General features: G+C 64.4%; 20 protein-coding genes and 2 pseudogenes. 15 read left to right on the top strand and 7 right to left on the bottom strand.

The genetic code is table 11. The features are described from left to right. Positions 1–31: 31 nt before the first annotated feature. The 7 genes and pseudogenes from AC1D0A_RS01300 (at position 32) to AC1D0A_RS01270 (ending at position 4,900) form a co-directional block, all read left to right on the top strand. Positions 32–286, top strand: coding sequence for a hypothetical protein (locus AC1D0A_RS01300; RefSeq protein ID WP_476945021.1), 255 nt, complete (start codon positions 32–34; stop codon positions 284–286). A 56-nt stretch (positions 287–342) separates the two neighbouring features. After that, positions 343–1,191 (top strand): SRPBCC family protein, encoded by an 849-nt coding sequence (locus tag AC1D0A_RS01295; protein WP_476945020.1) that lies wholly within the window; start codon positions 343–345, stop codon positions 1,189–1,191. Between the two features lie 246 nt (positions 1,192–1,437). Beyond that, positions 1,438–1,995: a putative immunity protein gene (locus AC1D0A_RS01290; RefSeq protein WP_243177924.1), complete on the top strand. Its 558-nt coding sequence runs from the start codon at positions 1,438–1,440 to the stop codon at positions 1,993–1,995. Positions 1,996–2,105: 110 nt separating this feature from the next. Beyond that, on the top strand, positions 2,106–2,711 hold the full coding sequence (locus tag AC1D0A_RS01285; RefSeq protein ID WP_243177925.1) for a dihydrofolate reductase family protein: 606 nt from the start codon (positions 2,106–2,108) through the stop codon (positions 2,709–2,711). Positions 2,712–2,730: 19 nt separating this feature from the next. Next, positions 2,731–3,010 (top strand): annotated as a pseudogene (locus AC1D0A_RS01280) (aldehyde dehydrogenase family protein); the annotation flags it as partial. Between the two features lie 49 nt (positions 3,011–3,059). Further along, a complete protein-coding gene (locus tag AC1D0A_RS01275; RefSeq protein WP_476945252.1) occupies positions 3,060–3,197 on the top strand; it encodes a hypothetical protein in 138 nt (45 codons plus the stop codon). Positions 3,198–3,535: 338 nt separating this feature from the next. Further along, complete coding sequence (locus AC1D0A_RS01270; RefSeq protein ID WP_476945242.1) at positions 3,536–4,900, top strand: lipocalin-like domain-containing protein; 1,365 nt, start codon at positions 3,536–3,538, stop codon at positions 4,898–4,900. A gap of 125 nt (positions 4,901–5,025) precedes the next feature. Here the strand turns inward: AC1D0A_RS01270 and AC1D0A_RS01265 are convergent, their stop codons facing one another. Further along, positions 5,026–5,424, bottom strand: a complete 399-nt coding sequence (locus tag AC1D0A_RS01265; protein WP_476945019.1) for an SDR family oxidoreductase — start codon at positions 5,422–5,424, stop codon at positions 5,026–5,028. A gap of 123 nt (positions 5,425–5,547) precedes the next feature. Here AC1D0A_RS01265 and AC1D0A_RS01260 point away from each other — a divergent pair, with 123 nt between their 5' ends. From AC1D0A_RS01260 to AC1D0A_RS01240, 5 genes and pseudogenes are all read left to right on the top strand, one after another. Continuing rightward, positions 5,548–5,964, top strand: coding sequence for a TetR/AcrR family transcriptional regulator (locus AC1D0A_RS01260; protein WP_476945018.1), 417 nt, complete (start codon positions 5,548–5,550; stop codon positions 5,962–5,964). Beyond that, on the top strand, positions 5,865–6,989 hold the full coding sequence (locus AC1D0A_RS01255) for a GAF domain-containing protein (protein WP_476945241.1): 1,125 nt from the start codon (positions 5,865–5,867) through the stop codon (positions 6,987–6,989). Before AC1D0A_RS01260 ends, AC1D0A_RS01255 begins: the two co-directional genes overlap by 100 nt. A gap of 254 nt (positions 6,990–7,243) precedes the next feature. After that, entirely contained in the window at positions 7,244–7,939 is a 696-nt protein-coding gene (locus AC1D0A_RS01250; RefSeq protein WP_476945017.1) for a hypothetical protein, read from the top strand. A 470-nt stretch (positions 7,940–8,409) separates the two neighbouring features. Then, positions 8,410–8,664, top strand: a complete 255-nt coding sequence (locus AC1D0A_RS01245) for a hypothetical protein (RefSeq protein WP_243177929.1) — start codon at positions 8,410–8,412, stop codon at positions 8,662–8,664. Between the two features lie 103 nt (positions 8,665–8,767). Continuing rightward, positions 8,768–9,073, top strand: a pseudogene (locus AC1D0A_RS01240) (SDR family oxidoreductase); the annotation flags it as partial. A 12-nt stretch (positions 9,074–9,085) separates the two neighbouring features. Here the strand turns inward: AC1D0A_RS01240 and AC1D0A_RS01235 are convergent. Continuing rightward, positions 9,086–9,328 carry a DUF6480 family protein gene (locus AC1D0A_RS01235; protein WP_243177930.1) on the bottom strand — a complete coding sequence of 81 codons (243 nt, stop codon included), beginning with the start codon at positions 9,326–9,328 and terminating at the stop codon, positions 9,086–9,088. A gap of 115 nt (positions 9,329–9,443) precedes the next feature. Between AC1D0A_RS01235 and AC1D0A_RS01230 the strand changes: the two genes are divergently transcribed. Continuing rightward, positions 9,444–9,845, top strand: coding sequence for a hypothetical protein (locus tag AC1D0A_RS01230; protein ID WP_243177931.1), 402 nt, complete (start codon positions 9,444–9,446; stop codon positions 9,843–9,845). A gap of 465 nt (positions 9,846–10,310) precedes the next feature. Here the strand turns inward: AC1D0A_RS01230 and acs are convergent, their stop codons facing one another. From acs to AC1D0A_RS01215, 3 genes are all read right to left on the bottom strand, one after another. Then, positions 10,311–12,290 carry an acetate--CoA ligase gene (gene acs, locus AC1D0A_RS01225; RefSeq protein WP_243177932.1) on the bottom strand — a complete coding sequence of 660 codons (1,980 nt, stop codon included), beginning with the start codon at positions 12,288–12,290 and terminating at the stop codon, positions 10,311–10,313. 6 nt (positions 12,291–12,296) lie between these two features. Then, positions 12,297–12,881 carry an acetate uptake transporter gene (locus AC1D0A_RS01220; protein WP_308197218.1) on the bottom strand — a complete coding sequence of 195 codons (585 nt, stop codon included), beginning with the start codon at positions 12,879–12,881 and terminating at the stop codon, positions 12,297–12,299. A gap of 380 nt (positions 12,882–13,261) precedes the next feature. After that, the gene (locus AC1D0A_RS01215; RefSeq protein ID WP_476945016.1) at positions 13,262–13,642 is read right to left on the bottom strand and encodes a hypothetical protein; all 381 of its coding nucleotides are present in this window, start codon (positions 13,640–13,642) and stop codon (positions 13,262–13,264) included. 192 nt (positions 13,643–13,834) lie between these two features. On the opposite strand from AC1D0A_RS01215, the gene AC1D0A_RS01210 reads away from it, so the two are divergent. Both AC1D0A_RS01210 and AC1D0A_RS01205 read left to right on the top strand, forming a co-directional pair. Next, positions 13,835–14,833 carry an NADP-dependent oxidoreductase gene (locus AC1D0A_RS01210; RefSeq protein ID WP_476945015.1) on the top strand — a complete coding sequence of 333 codons (999 nt, stop codon included), beginning with the start codon at positions 13,835–13,837 and terminating at the stop codon, positions 14,831–14,833. Positions 14,834–14,881: 48 nt separating this feature from the next. Further along, positions 14,882–15,703: an alpha/beta fold hydrolase gene (locus tag AC1D0A_RS01205; protein WP_476945014.1), complete on the top strand. Its 822-nt coding sequence runs from the start codon at positions 14,882–14,884 to the stop codon at positions 15,701–15,703. A 109-nt stretch (positions 15,704–15,812) separates the two neighbouring features. Here the strand turns inward: AC1D0A_RS01205 and AC1D0A_RS01200 are convergent, their stop codons facing one another. Together AC1D0A_RS01200 and AC1D0A_RS01195 are read right to left on the bottom strand one after the other, a co-directional pair. Next, entirely contained in the window at positions 15,813–16,526 is a 714-nt protein-coding gene (locus AC1D0A_RS01200; RefSeq protein WP_028276652.1) for an SDR family oxidoreductase, read from the bottom strand. Positions 16,527–16,593: 67 nt separating this feature from the next. Beyond that, on the bottom strand, positions 16,594–17,667 hold the full coding sequence (locus AC1D0A_RS01195) for an alkene reductase (protein ID WP_459384582.1): 1,074 nt from the start codon (positions 17,665–17,667) through the stop codon (positions 16,594–16,596). Positions 17,668–17,669 lie beyond the last annotated feature (2 nt).

Below are 17,669 nucleotides of genomic sequence, written 5' to 3'. Positions count from 1 at the left end.
AATATTCTCTCAATCGCAAAAGGGAGACATCATGCAACAGAGACAAAATGCAATGGCGAAAATCGTGCGCGCCACCGTGGTCTCGTTCCTCTTTGCTGGCGGCATGGCTTTCATGCCGGTCCAGGCGGATGCCAGTGCCGCAACGCCCCCGCAGGTGACCAGCTCGGCGCTCGGAAATCCGGCTGAAACTCCGGGACGCCTTGCGTTTGGCAGAAGCTCATGGGAAAGCCCGTTCTGGGTGGTCTCTACCGGAGCCTCTGGCAGTTGCGAACAACAGCGAATATAATAAGCATGCTGATCAATTCGCTCTCAGCAAGTGTGGACGAAACCGAAGGAGATAACGTGAGCACTCGAGTCGAAAAGCGTGTCCTGGTCAACGTTCCCGTGAGCGTGGCCTACAACCAGTGGACCCAGTTCGAAGACTTCCCGCATTTCATGGGTGCGGTGAAGAGCGTAAAACAACTTAGCGACGACCGCCTGGAGTGGGTTGCGGAAATCGCCGGGGTACGGCGGCAGTGGCAGGCCAAAATCCTCGAGCAGATACCTGACCAAAAGGTGGCCTGGGCAGCCACAGAGGGCGCAACCAATGCCGGTGTGGTGATGTTTGAAGATGTCGGCGGCGGCCAAACGTCGGTCATGCTGACCCTCGACTACGAGCCCGAAGGCATCGTGGAAAAGGTTGGCGACAAACTTGATGTTGTGGCCAAGCAGGCCGAGGCGGACCTCAACCGGTTCAAAACCTTTATCGAGGACGAGGGCTACGCCACCGGAGCCTGGCGGGGAACTGTCAGCGAGGGGGCCTCGACCGATACTCCGGGCATCGACGCGGCGGCCGGCTCGCGGGGGGACAGCGGCAAAGCGGGCGTATCCGGCAAGGTGATTGCCGGGGCCGGACTAGCTGCTGCGGCCGCCGCGGGTGTCGCTGCGGCAGCAACCGGCCAAAACGAAGCAGCCGGCGAATCGGCGCCCAGGAATGACACTGCAGCCTCAACCGTGCCGCCCACAGGAACCACCGGAAGCGTCTTCCCGGGTGAGGGATCCGCCCAGGGCACGAGCAGGGCGGCGAATGACACGGTCGTTGACCGACCCACCGAGAAGCCTTTCGATCAGACCAATGGCCTCATAGATCCCGACGGTGATGGTGACGGGACCCCCGCGAGCGATGGCCTGAGTGAGCGGGCTCGGAGATAACCGAGCCCCACTACCCTGGCGCCCGGCGCGAAATCCCTGGGCTTGGAACCCAGACTGCGACCCCACCCGGTAGAGGCCTCCAGCCGGAACAGGCTGCATTGCGTTCCGGGGCGGCTCCGGCCCACCCAAGTCATGTCCAGGGTTCCGGCCGGGAATCCAGACATGCCCAAGTATCGAGACCGAGATTCGCGTGCATCGCAATGCCCGTAAGCCGACCGGCCTGCAAGGCGTGTGTATGGTGCTGATATGGCTTCTCCGCAGACGCTAAGTGAGCCCGAGCGCCGCGTCGTCGCGGGCTGGGCCGCAGACTGCGCTGAGCGGGTGGTGGCTTTATTTGAGGCCGAGGCTCCTGCAGATGGTCGCCCCCGCGACGCCATCTCCCGGGCCCGGGCCTTCGCTCGCGGTGAGCTCGGTGCCGCCGACGAGATCCGCCGGCGGTTTGTGGCCGGCCGTGCCGCAGGCGAGGTTACCAGCCCTGCTGCGGTGGCTGCCGCCCGGTCCGCCACGCAAGCCGCCGCCGTCGCCCACATGGGAGCGCACGCCCTGGGGGCAGCGGCGTATGCCGCGAAAGCGGCCGGACTCGCGGCGCCCGATCGACCCCAGACGATCGACGACGAGATCCACTGGCAACTCGAGCACATGAGTGCCGAAGCCCGGTCCGCGCTCCGGCGCCTGCCACCGCTGGGCGCGAATTCCGCCGGTCCGCTGGGGCCAGGACTTCTCGCATCCGGAATCCTCGCCTCGATCATCCGCACGATCCAGGCCGACTTGGCCCGCCCCGACCGGCCTGCCTCCTCCAGCTGAACGAGGCGACCATTCGCCGGAGACGGTGGTCGAGGAAGCCATCACCTGCTACGATCCCCAGAATCCCCCACACGACCGCACGCAGGTCGCAATCACTCAGGAGGTTCGCGATGCCGGACACCACCTGCCACATGTCGATCTCGCTGGACGGCTTCGTCGCCGGGCCGGACCAGAGCCGCGAGAACCCCCTGGGCAAGCGGGGGCTGGAACTGCACGGCTGGCACATCGGCGACCCGCGCGCCAACGATGCCGACAAGGTCGCGAACGAGTGGCTCATGCGCCCGCGCGGCGCATATGTGATGGGTCGAAACATGTTCGGCCCGATCCGCGGGGACTGGGATGAGGAATGGACCGGGTGGTGGGGAGCCGAACCGCCGTACCACGCGCCGGTATTCGTGCTGACCCACCACGGACACGACCCGATCCAGCTGGAGGGCGGGACGACCTTCCACTTTGTCACCGAGGGCTTCGACGGGGCCTACTCAGCAGCGCGCCGAGCCGCCGGCGACAAAGGCGTGGACATCGCCGGTGGGGCTTCGACCGTCCGACAGGCACTGATCGCCGGCGTCATCGACGAGCTCACCCTCGACATCGCACCGGTCCTGCTCGGTTCGGGCGAGCGTATTTTCGACGGCGTTGAATCCTTCGGCTTCGAGCCCGCCGAGGTGCTTCACTCACCGCTGGCCACCCACATCCGTTACCGCCGCGTCGGCTGACTCCGAACACGCTGCCGGCCTCCCGCGCAGCAGACAGTACGACGTCGTCGACAACCTGGTGGAAGCGGCTAAGGCTTCCAGGGCCCGTGTCCTGCTCGGCGGCAACCCGGACACCGACCAGCCCGGCTACTTCTACCCCACCACGCTCATAGCCGACATCGACGACAACAACCTCCTGGTGGCCGAGGAGCAGTTCGGCCCTGCCCTGCCGATCGTCCGTTACAGCACGGTTGATGAGGCTGTTGCAATGGCTTAACGCCCTCGACGTCGGACTCGGAGCCTCTGTCTGGTCCTCGGACTGGTCCACTCTGAATTTGCGGGTCTTGCCCTGCGAGATCATCCGGGGTAATGCTGGACGAAGGGATCCGAGCAGACTTCGAACTGACGGTTTCCCGGCAGATTGCCAAGTGGAAGCGTGGCGAAGCCGAGGTCGACGTGAATCACGAAGCGCTGGCCCGCTCGTCGCCGCAAGTATTACTGGATTGATGGTGGTCGGGGCGAACCCTCACGTGACGGTTGCGAGCGTGGCCGCACCGGTCCCGGCCGCACCAGGCAGGATTGAGGCTTGGATTCCTAAGTGCGACCCCGACGTTGACCACAATCCCAAGCCGGTACGGAATGGTGAACGGCGGCCACCCCTCAGTGGCCGCACCAACCTCCGCGGGAAAGGCTCGAACCGGAGGGCCGGATCAGCCATTCTCTCGTACGGAGCGTTTGATGCGCGGCGTTCGAACCGGCCAACCAGCGCCGCAGACCCGCGACGGATCCTCGATTTGTCGACCGCAGACGACGAAGACCGTGGGGGTCCACCAGGAGGTTTAGCCATGTATGAGAGTAAAGAGCAGAACCATCGCCCGGTGATCGAGGGCGGAGGTGAACGTGCGGACGTCGCCCGCGCGTCAGGACCAGGAATTGACCGCCGCAGGGTCTTGGGATCGGGTCTGGCGATGGCCGCCACGGCGGGTCTGTTGGGGGCCGGTGCCGCCCCTCGGGCCAGCGCGGCAGCCCCCGGGGAGGCTGGCCCGTTCCAGGAAGTCAGCGGCCATGCCCTGTACCTCTTGCCGCAGGACCACAAATGGCACACGGGCGGAATCTTCGACACCGGCCATTTCCAGGAGTGGCACTACTGGACCGGCTTCTTCACCGATGACGACACCGGGGAAAAGTTCGGCATTTTCTATAACCTCACGAACAACCCGAGTGCGCCCGGAGGGCCCTCGCTGTGGCAGCAAGGCGTCAGCTTCTCGTTCGGGGACTTCGCCAAGCAGGAGTTGATCTGGGCGCACCAGCCGACCGCTGTTGGCTCATTGCACGCGACACAGCCGCCGGACTCGACCTCGCCGGACGACTTCCAGTACAGCGCCAAGGGCGAGAACGTGGAATTCACCACGGTGTACCGTGCCGAGCCGGACACGTGGCGCTTCCAGTTCACGGGTGTCGCCGCAAACAACGGGGACTCGCCCATCGCCATGGACATGGAGAACACGGCCCAGTCACCGTACGGCTACATGCCGGTCGGGCTGGGCGGCTTTGAGAACCAGAACATCCCCTGGAACGGGCAGAACCTGGATCCCGCCACCATGTACGCGCTGTCCTACTATTACACCGGTCCGATTTCGAAGAGTAAGGGCACCGTCACCATCGGCGGTAAGACCCGCCATCTCACCGGCACGATCTGGTTTGAGCACCAGTGGGGGAACTTCAACTCCGGGCAGCAGGTGTGGACGACTGCGTATACCTGGGGGGCGCTGACGTTCAACGATGGCACCGTCTTCACCTGGCGCCAGTGGTACGGCGCGCCCAACGGATCGGCTCCGCTCCAACCGATTCTGGAGATCGGCCGCAACTCGTTTGGGACGCCCAACGGCACACCGCAGGGCAGCCTTACCTTTCATGTGGGGAACAATGCGGAGTGGAAAGCGTTGAAGACCTGGAAATCTCCGGTGAGCGGGCGCAACATCGCCACTCAGGTACGACTGACCAGCACCTTCGGGATCTGGTACCTCACGAGCGTCTTCGACAACTACGAGATGCCTTGGGGCTACCCGCCCTACGGGAACAATCCATACAGCTTTGTTGAATCCGCGATGTGGGTCCGTACCGGCTCGGTCGACGGGCCGATTGTCGGCCACGCGTTCATGGAGCAGGCCAACCAGTTCACCCTGTACCAGGGTGCAGTTCCCGGGTAGCAGCTGCGGCTGCCTCGCATGTCCCGCACACCGCGCGCGGGAGGCGGTGGCCCCGAACGGGAACGAACGCCTTAGCGACATCCAGTCATCGAACGCGGCATGTCTTCGCCCGCGGGTTCGGACAATCACATGGAGGTGACGCCGCGTACACGGTGGCCAACGGCGATCGACTCCCCAGAGATGGCTCCAGCGATCGGAGACACGAGGAAAGCGATCAAAGCAGCAACGTCGGAGGGCCGGACCTCTCCCCCCGTGCCGATCTCCACTTCGGCAGCGGCGTCCTCGCGGACGATGCCGGGACTTACGGTGTTGACCGTGACACCCGTGCCGGCGACGCAGTCGGCAAGGTTCTTCGCTGTGATGATGAGCGCCGCATTTCGCACCGCCCCCGTCACATTCCCGGTGACGAAAGCATTTTGACCGGAGACCCCGATGATGCGCCCATAGCCCGACTCGGTCATGACCGCCAGCGCGGCGTTCGCGACTCTGAGAAAACCGAGCACCTTGGCATCCATGGGCTTCAAGCACCTCCCTCGGGTCAGAATTGCGCGCTGGATCGAGGGTCTGCGCGCTTGGCCCCTCCGCGACGACGACGCCGTCCAGGCGACCATGTTGTTCGAGCAGCGTGGAGACCCCCTCGGAGACGGATGCATCGTCGCGGGCATCCAGGACGAAACCCCGCTCCCGCTGCGCGACGCAACCACCGCAACGGCACCCTCCGCACGAAGACGGTCGACCACTGCGCCGCCGATCACCCCGGTCCCTCCGACGACCAGCACAACGCGTCCGCGGTGCTCGACGCTGCCACGGCCCGGTTCGCCACTGACGGTTTCGTCGCGACGACGATCCGGCGTGTCGCCGCCGATGCCGGCGTGGACGTGTCCCCGGTGATGCAGTTCTTCCGCTCCAAAGACGAGCTGTTCGCGGCCGTGATGTACGTCCCAGCCTCGCCCTTGAACGGTTCATCACGGCTTTCGGGGGCCCGGACGAGCATCGCGGGGAGCGCGTCGTCCGCGCCTACCTCGACGCTTGGGAGGGCCCCGTCACCGATTCCCAACCACTGATGACGATGCTCCGTGGTGCGATCGTCAATGACCAGGCAAGCGCACAACTGCGTGAGTTCATCCAGTCCCGCCTGCTGCACGGCACCATTGGATGCAGCGATGACGATGCCGCTCTCCGCGCTGGACTCGCCTCATCCGCGACCCGAGGCGGGTGGGACGGGACCTACTGGTTATCGCAGCAGAAGCGGAGCATACTCGAAGGACTGCCGGTCGTGCTGATTTGCCGTCCTCCGGTGCCCCCTGTCAAGGGTCGTTGTCAGGGCCGATTGAGGAATGTGCCCATGGCCGATGATCCACATCTGTTGTTCCCGGATCTCCTCGTCGACCACTTGCAGGATCTTGTCCTGAAAACTGAGGGCGTGAAGGAGATGCTGGATGAACTCGCCGAGTTCTCCGCCGTCACCTTGGCCGACCCCGCCATCGCCTTCTGCAGCATCAGGCTGATCCAGCGAAAGAAGCCAGTGACCGTGGCCGGCAGCGAAGAACGCGCCATCCGGCTGGATGAAACTCAATACAGTTCTGGCGATGGGCCCTGCCTGTCAGCGATCCGCCAGCAGGTCGTCGTGCATGTGCCTGATCTGACAAACGAATACCGCTGGCCCACCTACACCGCGGCCGCGCTGAAGGCCGGAGTGGGATCCAGCCTCTCCATACCGCTGATCCTTGAGGGCGAGGCGGAAGCGGGCCTTAACCTCTACTCCACCCGCTCCCATGGATTCACCGGTGAGGACATCAGCACGGTTGAAACATATTCCCATCATGTGTCCAAAGCACTTCGCCTGGCCGTGCGGATCAGCCAGCTGGCCGAGGCGAAAACCAACCTCATTGCTGCTATGGAATCCCGGACCACCATCGACCTGGCGTGCGGCGCCATCATGGCGCAAAACCGGTGCAGCCAGGACACGGCCATGAAGATACTGAGGATCGCTTCCAACACCCGGAACGTCAAACTCCGGGACATCGCCGCATCAGTGGTCGCTTCAGTCTCACAGGACCCGAGGGTCCGGACGCACTTTGACGCGTGAGGACGGTTTTCAAACGGCCTGAACACAATCGGGGCGGGTGCAATAGCAGCGGCTTTGGTCCCGCGGCGCCCGCCCACCTGGTGCGTTGGCCGTGGCAGGACGGGTCCATCCTGGACCGACGGCAGCGGCGCGCTCCCGACGCCCGTCGGCCGCCGCAGGCCACGGCGGTGGATCTATCGTTGGCCTGACACGCCGGGCGGACCATAACTTGACTCTGCGGCTCCCGACCCGGGTCAGGACCTACACTCCTGACCATGACCACCCACAACGAACGGCGGGCCCGAGCGGAACACCGTTGGCCCGCCGTCATCGGCCTTCTCATCGCCTTGGCGCTTTACGCCACGCTGCCCACAACGTTCCTGCCGGCAGTACGCTACTCCGTTGTCGTCGTCGGCCTGGCGCTGCTGATTCCGCTTATTTTCCTGAATCCACGCAGGCTGGTCCGTGAAACCCGCTGGTCTAGGTACCTTTCTGTCGGCCAGGCCCTGTTGCTTGTCGTGGCCAACGAGGCAGCACTCGTCCAACTCGTCATTCTCCTGACGAACTCCGGCAACAGCAACGGGCCGACGCTGCTGCTCGCGGCTCTCCAGGTTTGGGTTACAAACGTCATCGCCTTCGCCTTGGTCTACTGGGAACTTGACCGGGGCGGTCCAGTCATCCGGCGCCACGCCCCGCGCCATGAGCTGCCCCTGGCAGACTTCCGGTTCCCCCAGGACGAAGACCACGACGCAGTGAAGGAAGTTGCCGCCCGGTCCTCCGTGAAGACGGACTGGACGGCTTCCTTTGTCGACTACGTCTACTTTTCGCTTTCCAACTCGATGGCTTTCAGCCCCACCGACACGATGCCCCTTTCGCCAAGGGCAAAATCCCTGATGGGCGTGGAGGCCTTCGGAGGGTTCGTGCTGCTCGCACTCGTCATCGCCCACGCCGTCTCCCTCCTTGGTCAGTAGCCCCCGACCAGCAACAGGCCCTCCACGAAAGACAGCTGTTCGATGATCGACGCGCCCTGTTCCTCCGCGCTCGTACCGGGAGACAGGAATGGCTCCTTCCTCAAGAGGGACGGAGCCTTTCTGCAGCCAGTATTGCGATACCCCACCTCCAGAGACCTAAGCAAGAACCATCGCATAATTGCCATTCCAACTTTTGGCACGCAGGTCAATTTGTGCCGGCCCTTTCCGTGGCTGCCTCGCCGACCACCCCCCCAAAGTCCTTAACGCTTTTCACCTCGCCGACGCGCGGAGTTTCGTCGAATCGGGCTTGGCCCGTGCTCTGGACAGGGCCGCCGGAACTCCGTTAGATTCGGAACAGTCCTAGACAGGCCTTCCGGGTTGGGACCCTTTGCCGTCGGGTGCACGGCCGCAAAGAGAGCCGCTGTAGCCGAACGGCGGCATAAGAATGCACCCGCGGAGAAGAGCCCCTCATGGCCACCTCGCACTTCGAAAGATTCCTCCTTGAAGCCACCATCCCCGACGAAACGCACCATCCCTTAGGGCCAGATTGTCTCTACGGCCTGTACACAAGTTGGTGCCTGCTTCATAACATCACCCCCGTGGAGGATGTCACCTTCCGGTCAGCCATGCAGCGCTGTGGCGTCGATCTGCGCAACAGCCATCGGCGGATTACGGGACAGGCCGCAAGAGACTACATCCTGGCCAGCTACCCCGCGACGGCCTGAGCATGTTCCGTCGACCTTCCAAGGCCCGCGCGCGGATGCCGCCAAGGCTCCGGCCGACGACGTCGACGTCGGCACACATGCTGGAAATGCTGGACCGGCGGTCGTAACACTCGTGGACGACGCCACTACCCAAGCCAGCATCAACATCTTCACAAAGGGGCTCGCCCAACGGCTGGTCCCCAAGGGCATTCGGGTCAAGGCCGTGGCGCCCGGGCCGATCCGGACGCCACTGCAGGTCGGCAGCGGCCAGCCGAAGGAGGCTTTGCCCGAGTTCGGCAAGGACACGCCGCTGGGCCGCGCCGGCCAGCCCGCGGAACTGGCACCGGCTTACTCGTTCCTGGCTTCCACGGAATCCAGCTTCGTCGGGGGCGCAACCCTCAACGTCAACGGGGGCAGCACCACCCCATGACCAAGCGGGCCCCTATTCGTCGTGGCCCTGGTCCCGGCTCATCTGGTCCTCGGCCGGGGGCGTCTCTCCCGGAGGCACTCCCCCGCCGGGCTCCAGCCCGGTGATCTTTCCGCTGAGCGGATCCGGGTTGGCCGAGGCAGCCGGCTCGACGGCCGGATCACCCCCCGTGTCCGGATGCGCTGCATGTTCCCCGTAATCCGCCTCCTGAAGCGGATCCGGGTTGGCCGGGTCACTCTCGGGATGATACGTACTCATGATTGTTTCCTTTCCCTCGTGTGGCGTCTCTGGACTATTTGTAAGCATGCTGATAATTCTGGAACCGTCAAGGGCGGGGAATCCGAAACAGTCAAGCGATGTGAGGAGCAAAGCGATGGGAATTGGTGACAGCATCAAAAAAGCCGCGGAAAACGCCATGGAGGACCTGGCCGGGACCTCCAGGTCGACCGATGACGCGCATGTGCCCGAGCCGGGCGCACCCGACGAGGACATCCGGGTTCATTCGTCCATCAGCGAGGGGTCCAACGCCATGGACGATGCCAAGGAGACACTCCGCCGTAGCGAAGACGAGCAGCAGCTACCGGACGAAAACGCAGCCCCCGGCGGCGAGGCGAAAACCGGCGACCCCGAGGTTTCGGATGCAGACAGTGCGGTCCGTGAGGTTCCGCGGGACGTGCCGGGCCCGGCAGGCCTGCCCGGCCCGGACCCGGACGTGCTCCGCGCTGACCCATTAGAGGGTGACGAGGATCCCTCCAAGGAAATGGGCCGAAGCTGAAGGGCACCCTCCCGGACCCGAACGTAGAGACGTCGTGACGTGGTGGAGGTTCGCCGACTCTGGCGGCATCGCGGATCGTTTCTCGTTCTGTGGGCAGATATCAGCCAAATCGGCCCGAAATCAGTCCGGCTCCGCGAGGGCTACATCGCCTACAGCCCGGCTCTCCACAAGGGAACCCAGACGCGGTAGACCCGAAGATCGCCAAGGCTCACCAATATTAAGTGTCTGTCCCGGGCGCCGGTTGGCGCGTTAGGCAATTCTTTCTCTGGCCGCGGTAGCCCGCAGGAACCCGGCACGCCGGCCATCTCCGGGATGTCCGCCCCGGCGAGGGCGTCAAACATGTTGGTCAGTTGATCCGTCGGGTGGGTGACGAACGGCCCGGCAGCCATCAAGGCCGCAGCCCACTCCCGGCCGAGGCGATCGACGGAGACAAGGACTAGCTGATCCCTGCTGGGAAACTGCCAACTAATGCAGCCCGCCGGCGCCGCCCGGCATGCCCGCCTTGATCAGCTCCATAACTGACGAGTCCGCCAGCGTGGTGACATCCCCGATGGGCCTGTCCTGCGCCACATCTTTGAGGAGCCGTCGCATGATCTTGCCGGACCGGGTTTTAGGCAGCTCGGCTACCACCATGATCTGCCGGGGCCGGGCGATTTTGCCGATTTCCTTGGCTACATGTTCGCGCAGCTCCTGCACGACCTCCGGTCCCCCGTCGCCCGCATCGCTGCGCAGGATGACGAAGGCGACGATGGCCTGCCCGGTGGTCTCGTCAAGGGCGCCGACAACGGCGGCTTCGGCCACCTTCGGATGGGCGACGAGCGCGGATTCGATCTCCGTCGTCGAGAGCCGGTGTCCGGCCACGTTCATCACGTCGTCCACCCGGCCGAGAAGCCAAATATCCCCGTCCTCGTCCCTCTTCGCGCCGTCCCCCGCAAAGTAGAGGCCCGGGAACCGTGACCAATACGTCTCCACGTACCGGTCGTTGTCACCCCAGATGGTGCGCAACATGGATGGCCAGGGTTCCCTGAGTACCAGATAGCCGCCGGAGCCGTTAGCAATCGGCGCGCCCGCGTCATTGACGACGTCGGCCACGACCCCGGGCAGTGCTCTCATGGCGGCTCCCGGTTTGCCCGCTGTGACTCCCGGGAGCGGACTGATCAGGATGGCTCCGGTCTCGGTCTGCCACCAAGTGTCCACAACGGGCGTTTGGTTGTGCCCGATGTTCTCGCGGTACCAGATGTATGCCGCCGGGTTGATCGGTTCGCCCACGGTGCCGATTACGCGCAAACTCCTGAGACTGTACTTGGCCGGTATCTCGGCGCCCCATTTCATGAACGTACGGATGGCGGTCGGGGCACAGTAGAGAATCGAGACTTTGTACTTGTCGATGATTTCCCACCAGCGGCCCTGGTGTGGGGTATCCGGCGTGCCCTCGTACAGCACGGAGGTGGCACCGTTGGCCAAGGGACCGTACACGATGTAGCTGTGCCCGGTGACCCAGCCGATGTCGGCGGCTGTCCAGAAAATATCGGTCTCGGCCTTTAGGTCGAACACCGCCCAGTGGGTGTAGGCGCATGCTGTGAGGTAGCCGCCTGTGGTGTGCAGGATGCCCTTGGGCTTGCCCGTGGTGCCGGAGGTGTACATCACGTAGAGGGGATGTTCGGCGTCGAAGGTCTCGGCCACGTGTTCGGGGGAAGCCAGCTCAACCGATTCGTGCCACCAAATATCACGGCCCGGTGTCCAGTCGACCTCCTGGCCTGTACGGCGGACCACCAGGACGTTGCGAACGTCCGGGCACTCCAGCAGGGCCTCGTCGACGGCGGGCTTCAACCCGTTGGCCTTGCCGCGGCGGTAAGCGCCGTCGGTGGTTATGACGATGCGCGCGTCGCAGTCGTGGATCCGCGTCCGGAGCGCGTCCGCGGAGAACCCGCCGAACACAACGGTGTGCGGTGCTCCAATTCGTGCGCAGGCCAGCATCGCCACGACGGTTTCCGGGATCATCGGCATGTAAATGGCAACCCGGTCTCCCGGCTTGACGCCCAGATCGGTCAGCGTGTTCGCTGCCTGGCAGACCATGTGGGTGAGCTGGGCATAGGTGATGGCACGGGTGTCCCCGGCTTCTCCTTCAAAGTAGTAGGCGACCTTGTCTCCGCGTCCGGCAGCTACATGCCGGTCAAGGCAGTTGTACGCAGCGTTGAGCCTGCCCCCGACGAACCATTTGGCGAATGGCGGATTTGACCAGTCCAGGACCTCACTCCATTTTTTGGACCAGTCCAGCCGCTCCGCCTGCCGCGCCCAAAACGCCAGCCTGTCGCCGGCGGCTTCGTCATAGTCCGACGACGTCGCGTTGGCCTGCGCCGCGAAGCCGGCGTCCGGAGGAAAGCGCCGCTGCTCGTGCAACAGGCTTGCGAGGGTCTCATCCGATTCTGTTGGGTCTGCTGCCATGGCCTGTCACCGTCGTCCCACCGGAAGCACAGTCCGTTTGTAGGTGGAGTTGGCGACCACCGCGAGGGAGCAGTACCAGGCAATCAGCGCCGTCACGATGCCAAGCCAGCCGCCCAGCATCGACAGCCCGGCTGCCCCGAAGAAGGCGCCGAGAAACAGCGCAATGAAGGTCAGGGTCAAGAAGACAAAAACGGCAAAGACACCCATGCTGACGCGCCAAGCTGAAACGGTCATGTAGGCGGTAAAGATTGCCCAGCCCAGAAGATAGAGGCCGACAGCTTTGCCGGCGTCCGCTGCCGGAAGACTGCCCGCGCTGAACTGGCTCAGGAACCAGAAGGACAGCCAGAAGGCTCCGTACGAGCAGAACGCCGTCGCACCGAAAACGTTGCGGTTGGCAAATTCCCAGATTCCGGCGGCGAACTGCGCCATGCCGCCGTAGAACAGTGCCAGTCCCAGGACAACGGGTTCGACTGCTTTGGGGATCAGGCCGGCATTGATGACACTGAGGACAAACGTGGTCATCGCGAAAGCGCCCAGACCTAAAGCTGCCGGATCGGCAAAGGGTGGGCTGGCGCTCCCCTGTGGAGACACAACTGCGTCTTGGGCTGGTACGGGATTTACAGCCCTGCGACCACCTCCCGCCGGGACGGTCCCCGCCGCGGAGCTTGACTCGACACTCATGGCACGACTCCTTGGTCAACACCAGCACCATTGCTGGTGACGTATAACAGGTTACTCCTGACTGCGCAAGGCCAACATCGAAACTGAACCCGGTTTCGTTGGTTCCTTGACCAGGCGAGCAATTCGCCCATGTGCAAAGTATTCGGCGAACCGTCGAGCCGAACGGTGGCACATGGGTGCATCCGCGGATAAGAGTCACCGAAAACCACCTTGCCCTTCGAACGATTCCTCCCGGAAGCCAAGGGTGCCTTCACATCCTAGGAGAGTGATCGGTAACGATACGGAAGAACTCAGGGGGCGGCCGGGTTGCGACGCGGCGGGAAGAAGACGCGAACAGGCAGTACGAGCCCGATCAACGAGAGGGCAATATAGACGACCTGGTGGAGGTGATCCGTACCGGGTGGGAGGTTTCCAAGCAGGTGGGCCAACCAGAAAACGGGGTAGAACCAGAGCGCGCACCACGCCCACCGCTCGATGCGCCGATACGGCACAAGCACGATCAGGGTCCCGAAAAGGCCGAGTCCGGTCGAGGCGAGACCGTCCGCACGATACAAGGCGGCGTCCCCACCCGTCGGAACGACCGCGACCACGACACCAAAGACGAGGATGGCCAAGCTAACGATCGCGAGGCAGATCCAGCCTATCTGCACCGTCAGCTTCATCGCGAGCACGACGTCACCTTACACCGCGCACGGGAGTTGACGGCCCGTGTGATGCTCACCCGAAACCTCCTATCCCACGTTTTGGGAACATTCAAATGAACGCGCGCACCTCACGGTTCACTTGACAGTATTTCTGAGTCAACTCAAAATTGAGTAAGCTCATTTTTAACCACACCGTTCGTCCTAGAGGAGCAGCACGCCATGAGGGCATTTGTCGTCACCAAGTACAAGGAGCCGCTGCGCGCAGCAGACGTCCCCGAGCCGACCGTCGGCGAGCGCGATGTGCTGGTCCAGGTCCAGGCAGCTGGCCTCAACCAATTGGACGAAAAGATCCGTCTGGGTGAGTTCAAGCAGATCCTCCCTTACAAGCTCCAGCTGATCCTTGGCAACGATGTCGCCGGCACAGTCATCCGTGGCGGGGCGAAGGTGCGCGGCTTCAAACCCGGTGACGAGGTCTACGCCCGACCCGACAAAGACCGCATCGGCACGTTCGCCGAGCGCATCGCCATCACCGAGACCGACCTGGCACTGAAACCCGCATCGATCAGCATGGAGGAGGCCGGCTCACTACCGCTGGTTGCACTTACGGCGTGGCAGGCCCTCGTTGAGCAAGGCAACGTACGTCCGGGGCAGAAAGTCCTCATTCACGCCGGGGCCGGCGGGGTCGGGTCGATCGCGATCCAACTCGCCAAGCACCTCGGGGCGGCCGTCGCGACCACCGCCAGCGCCGCCAACGCCGACTTTGTGCGCGACCTCGGCGCGGACACTGTGATCGACTACCGTACGCAGGACTTCGAACAGCTCCTCGCCGGCTACGATCTGGTGCTCGACAGCCTCGGCGGGGAGAACCTCGTGAAGTCACTGCGCATCCTCAAGCCCGGCGGGAAGGCGATCGGAATCGCCGGTCCGCCGGACCCGGCGTTCGCGCGTAAAGCCGACCTCAACCCTGTGCTGCGCCTTGCCATCGCGGGGCTCAGCAGCAGGATCCGGCGGCAGGCGAAGAAGCTCGGCGTCAGCTACGAGTTCCTCTTCATGCGTGCCAGCGGCGACCAGTTGCGCCAGATCACCGCCCTGGTTGACGACGGCGTGCTGCGCCCGGTCGTTGGACGGGTCTTCGAGTTCGCCCGGACCCCACAGGCGCTCGAGTCGCTGGCCAAGGGCGGCCTCCGCGGCAAAGCCGTCGTCACCCTTCCCTCCTGAGCCGCCGGCAGCCATTCACCTCACAGACCACTTAGGAGGACTACCAGCATGAGCAGCTTTGACACCCCGAACGGCTCCGTCGCCACCTCGTACGCGAAGGCCGCCACACGCTCCATCACTTCAGGTGGCGTTACCTACGCCTACCGCGAGCTGGGGCCCAAGACCGGCATCCCCGTCGTGTTCTTCGTGCACCTTGCCGCGACCCTGGACAACTGGGACCCGCGCATCATCGAGCCCATCGCGCAGAACCGCCACGTCATCACCTTCGACCAGCGCGGTGTCGGCGCCTCCACCGGGCAGGTTCCCGACAGCGTCGAGGCGATGGCCGACGACGCCTACATCTTCATCAAGGCCCTCGGGTTCGACCAGGTCGACGTCTTCTCCTTCTCACTGGGCGGCATGATCGCCCAGGACCTGGTCCTCAAGCATCCCGACCTCGTCCGCAAGCTCGTGCTGGCTGGTACCGGGCCGCGGGGCGGCAAGGACATCGACAAGGTCGTCGGCACCACCTACTGGGACGTCCTCCGTGCGACCCTGACGCGCTCGGACCCGAAGGAGTTCCTGTTCTTTAACCGCAACGCGACCGGCAAGCTGGCCGCGAAGGCGTTCATCAAGCGCCTTCAGGAGCGCACTGTCGACCGCGACAATCCGATCAGCACCAAAGCCTTCCAGACTCAACTGAAGGCAATCCGGAAGTTCGGCCGCTCCGCGCCGTCGGACCTGTCAGGGCTCACCCATCCCACCCTCATCGCCAACGGCGACAACGACCGCATGGTGCCGTCGGTCCTGTCCGGGGACCTGCACCGGCGCATCAAGGGATCCGGGGCTGGGCCCGCCCGTGAATMCGGGCGGGCACAGCCATTAGCGTGACTATCCCGGCATGTGACGTGAAGGCCAAGGCACCAGGCGATCGATTCGGGTGAGAGCATCGGTGCCACCGCGCTCACTTTTGGTGAMCGCGGTGGCACCGGTTGTTCCCTTATGCGTCTGTGTCCACCAACTGCGGGTAGACCGCTTCGAGGGGTGCGCTGAGTCCGGCCTTGAGCTGGACAGACGTGCCGTCGGCGAGGACCTCGTACTCCCCTGCCTCGGTGGCGTCGAACACGGTGCGCACCAGCACGGCCGGGTCGAGCTTCGGGCCGGTGGCGTGCGCGGCCATCGCGGTGTCGACGTATGCGACGTGGACGCCGACGACGTGCACGCCGGCGGGAGCGAGTTCGAGGCGGAGGGAGTTGGTCGCGGACCAGAGGGCGGCTTTGGTGGCGCTGTAAATGCCGGCGACGGCGTACCAGCTCAGGGCCGAGTGCATGTCGATGATCATCGCTCCGTCCTTCACCGACAGGACCGGAGCGAACGCGCGGGCGACGAAGAGAGGCCCGAGGAAGTTCGTCTCGACATTCCTGCGGATCTCCTCGTCCGTGTGGGTGAGGATCCCGGCACTGGAGACCGACGCGCCGGCGTTGTTGATCAGCACGGTCACATCCGGTGCCGCCTCGACCGCTGCCTGGATGGAGGCGGAGTCGGTGACGTCCAGGGCGAGCGGAACGATGCGCTCGTCGTTCCAAGTGCGGGGGGTGCGGGCGGACGCATAAACCTTTGCAGCTCCCCTGGCGAGGGCTTCGTGCACGAACTGCGTGCCGATTCCGCCGTTGGCTCCGGTGATGAGGACGACTGCTCCGTTAAGTGAGGGCATGGCTGTTTCTTCTTTCTGATCGGTACGGGGTATGTAAGGTCGGCGGCGGACGGCCCGCGGCAGACGATTAGGCGTGTGCCAGGGCCGGATAGTCGGTGTACCCGGCCGCGCCGCCGCCATACAAGGTTGCCGGGTCCACCTCATTCAGTGGCGCACCAGTGCGCAGTCGCTCAACAATGTCGGGGTTCGCCAGGGCGAAGCGGCCCAGCGGCGCGATGTCCGCGAGCCCGGCGTCGATGTCGTCGGCAATCTGCTCACGGTCGCGCCCATAGCGGACGACGAGGATGGCTGCGGGCCACGCGTCGCGGAAGGACCGCAGCAGTTCGTCGTCACCGAGGTGGTGTACGTGCAGGTACGCAAGGTCCAGTGTGGCGAGTTCGCCGACCAGGTGGCGGTACTGTGTCCGGACGTCGGCGGGATCCCCTTCGTTGATTCCGCCCAGCGGGAACGCCGGTGAGATGCGGATGCCGGTCCGGTCTGCCCCGATCTCCTCGGCCACCGCGCGGGCGACCGCGACGACGAACCGGGACCGGTTCTCCACGGATCCGCCGTATTCGTCCGTGCGGTGATTCGAGTTGGGCGAGAGGAACTGGTGGAGCAGGTACCCGTTTGCGCTGTGGATCTCCACGCCGTCCGCTCCCGCTGCGATAGCGGAGGCTGCGGCGTGGCGGAACCCGGCGATGGTGGCCTGGATGTCTTCGGCAGTCAGCTCACGCGGCACCGGCGTCTTCTGCGGGCCCGTTGGAGTGAACATGTCCTGCTCGGCCGAGATCGCCGATGGGCCAACGGGCTGACGGTGGTGCGGGGTGTTATCCGGGTGCGACATCCGGCCGACGTGCATCAGTTGGATGAACAGGGCTCCGCCGCCTGCATGCACCGTGTCGGCGATCCTTCGCCATCCCTCGATGTGTTCGGGAGTGTAGATGCCGGGGGTGTTCAGGTAGCCCTGGCCGTCCTCGGACGGCTGTGTGCCCTCGGTGATGATCAGCCCGAGTGAGGCGCGTTGGCCGTAGTACTCGGCGGCCAGTTCCCCGGGGGTGCCGTCCGGGTTTGCGCGGCTCCGGGTCAGCGGGGCCAGCGCGAGCCGGTGCGGCAGCTCCACATTGCCGAGGGTGAAGGGTTGCCAGAGGGAGGAAGTCATAT

Source organism: Arthrobacter sp. P1_D4 (assembly GCF_056406115.1).
This window is presented reverse-complemented; position numbering and strand designations above follow the sequence as displayed.

Coding starts and splice junctions, on each gene's coding strand:
- AC1D0A_RS01195 (WP_459384582.1), bottom strand. CDS start 17,667: ATGACTTCCTCCCTCTGGCAACCCTTCACCCTCGGCAATGTGGAGCTG.
- AC1D0A_RS01230 (WP_243177931.1), top strand. CDS start 9,444: ATGGGAATTGGTGACAGCATCAAAAAAGCCGCGGAAAACGCCATGGAG.
- AC1D0A_RS01210 (WP_476945015.1), top strand. CDS start 13,835: ATGAGGGCATTTGTCGTCACCAAGTACAAGGAGCCGCTGCGCGCAGCA.
- acs (WP_243177932.1), bottom strand. CDS start 12,290: ATGGCAGCAGACCCAACAGAATCGGATGAGACCCTCGCAAGCCTGTTG.
- AC1D0A_RS01300 (WP_476945021.1), top strand. CDS start 32: ATGCAACAGAGACAAAATGCAATGGCGAAAATCGTGCGCGCCACCGTG.
- AC1D0A_RS01245 (WP_243177929.1), top strand. CDS start 8,410: ATGGCCACCTCGCACTTCGAAAGATTCCTCCTTGAAGCCACCATCCCC.
- AC1D0A_RS01290 (WP_243177924.1), top strand. CDS start 1,438: ATGGCTTCTCCGCAGACGCTAAGTGAGCCCGAGCGCCGCGTCGTCGCG.
- AC1D0A_RS01235 (WP_243177930.1), bottom strand. CDS start 9,328: ATGAGTACGTATCATCCCGAGAGTGACCCGGCCAACCCGGATCCGCTT.
- AC1D0A_RS01250 (WP_476945017.1), top strand. CDS start 7,244: ATGACCACCCACAACGAACGGCGGGCCCGAGCGGAACACCGTTGGCCC.
- AC1D0A_RS01270 (WP_476945242.1), top strand. CDS start 3,536: ATGTATGAGAGTAAAGAGCAGAACCATCGCCCGGTGATCGAGGGCGGA.
- AC1D0A_RS01260 (WP_476945018.1), top strand. CDS start 5,548: ATGCATCGTCGCGGGCATCCAGGACGAAACCCCGCTCCCGCTGCGCGA.
- AC1D0A_RS01285 (WP_243177925.1), top strand. CDS start 2,106: ATGCCGGACACCACCTGCCACATGTCGATCTCGCTGGACGGCTTCGTC.
- AC1D0A_RS01200 (WP_028276652.1), bottom strand. CDS start 16,526: ATGCCCTCACTTAACGGAGCAGTCGTCCTCATCACCGGAGCCAACGGC.
- AC1D0A_RS01275 (WP_476945252.1), top strand. CDS start 3,060: ATGCTGGACGAAGGGATCCGAGCAGACTTCGAACTGACGGTTTCCCGG.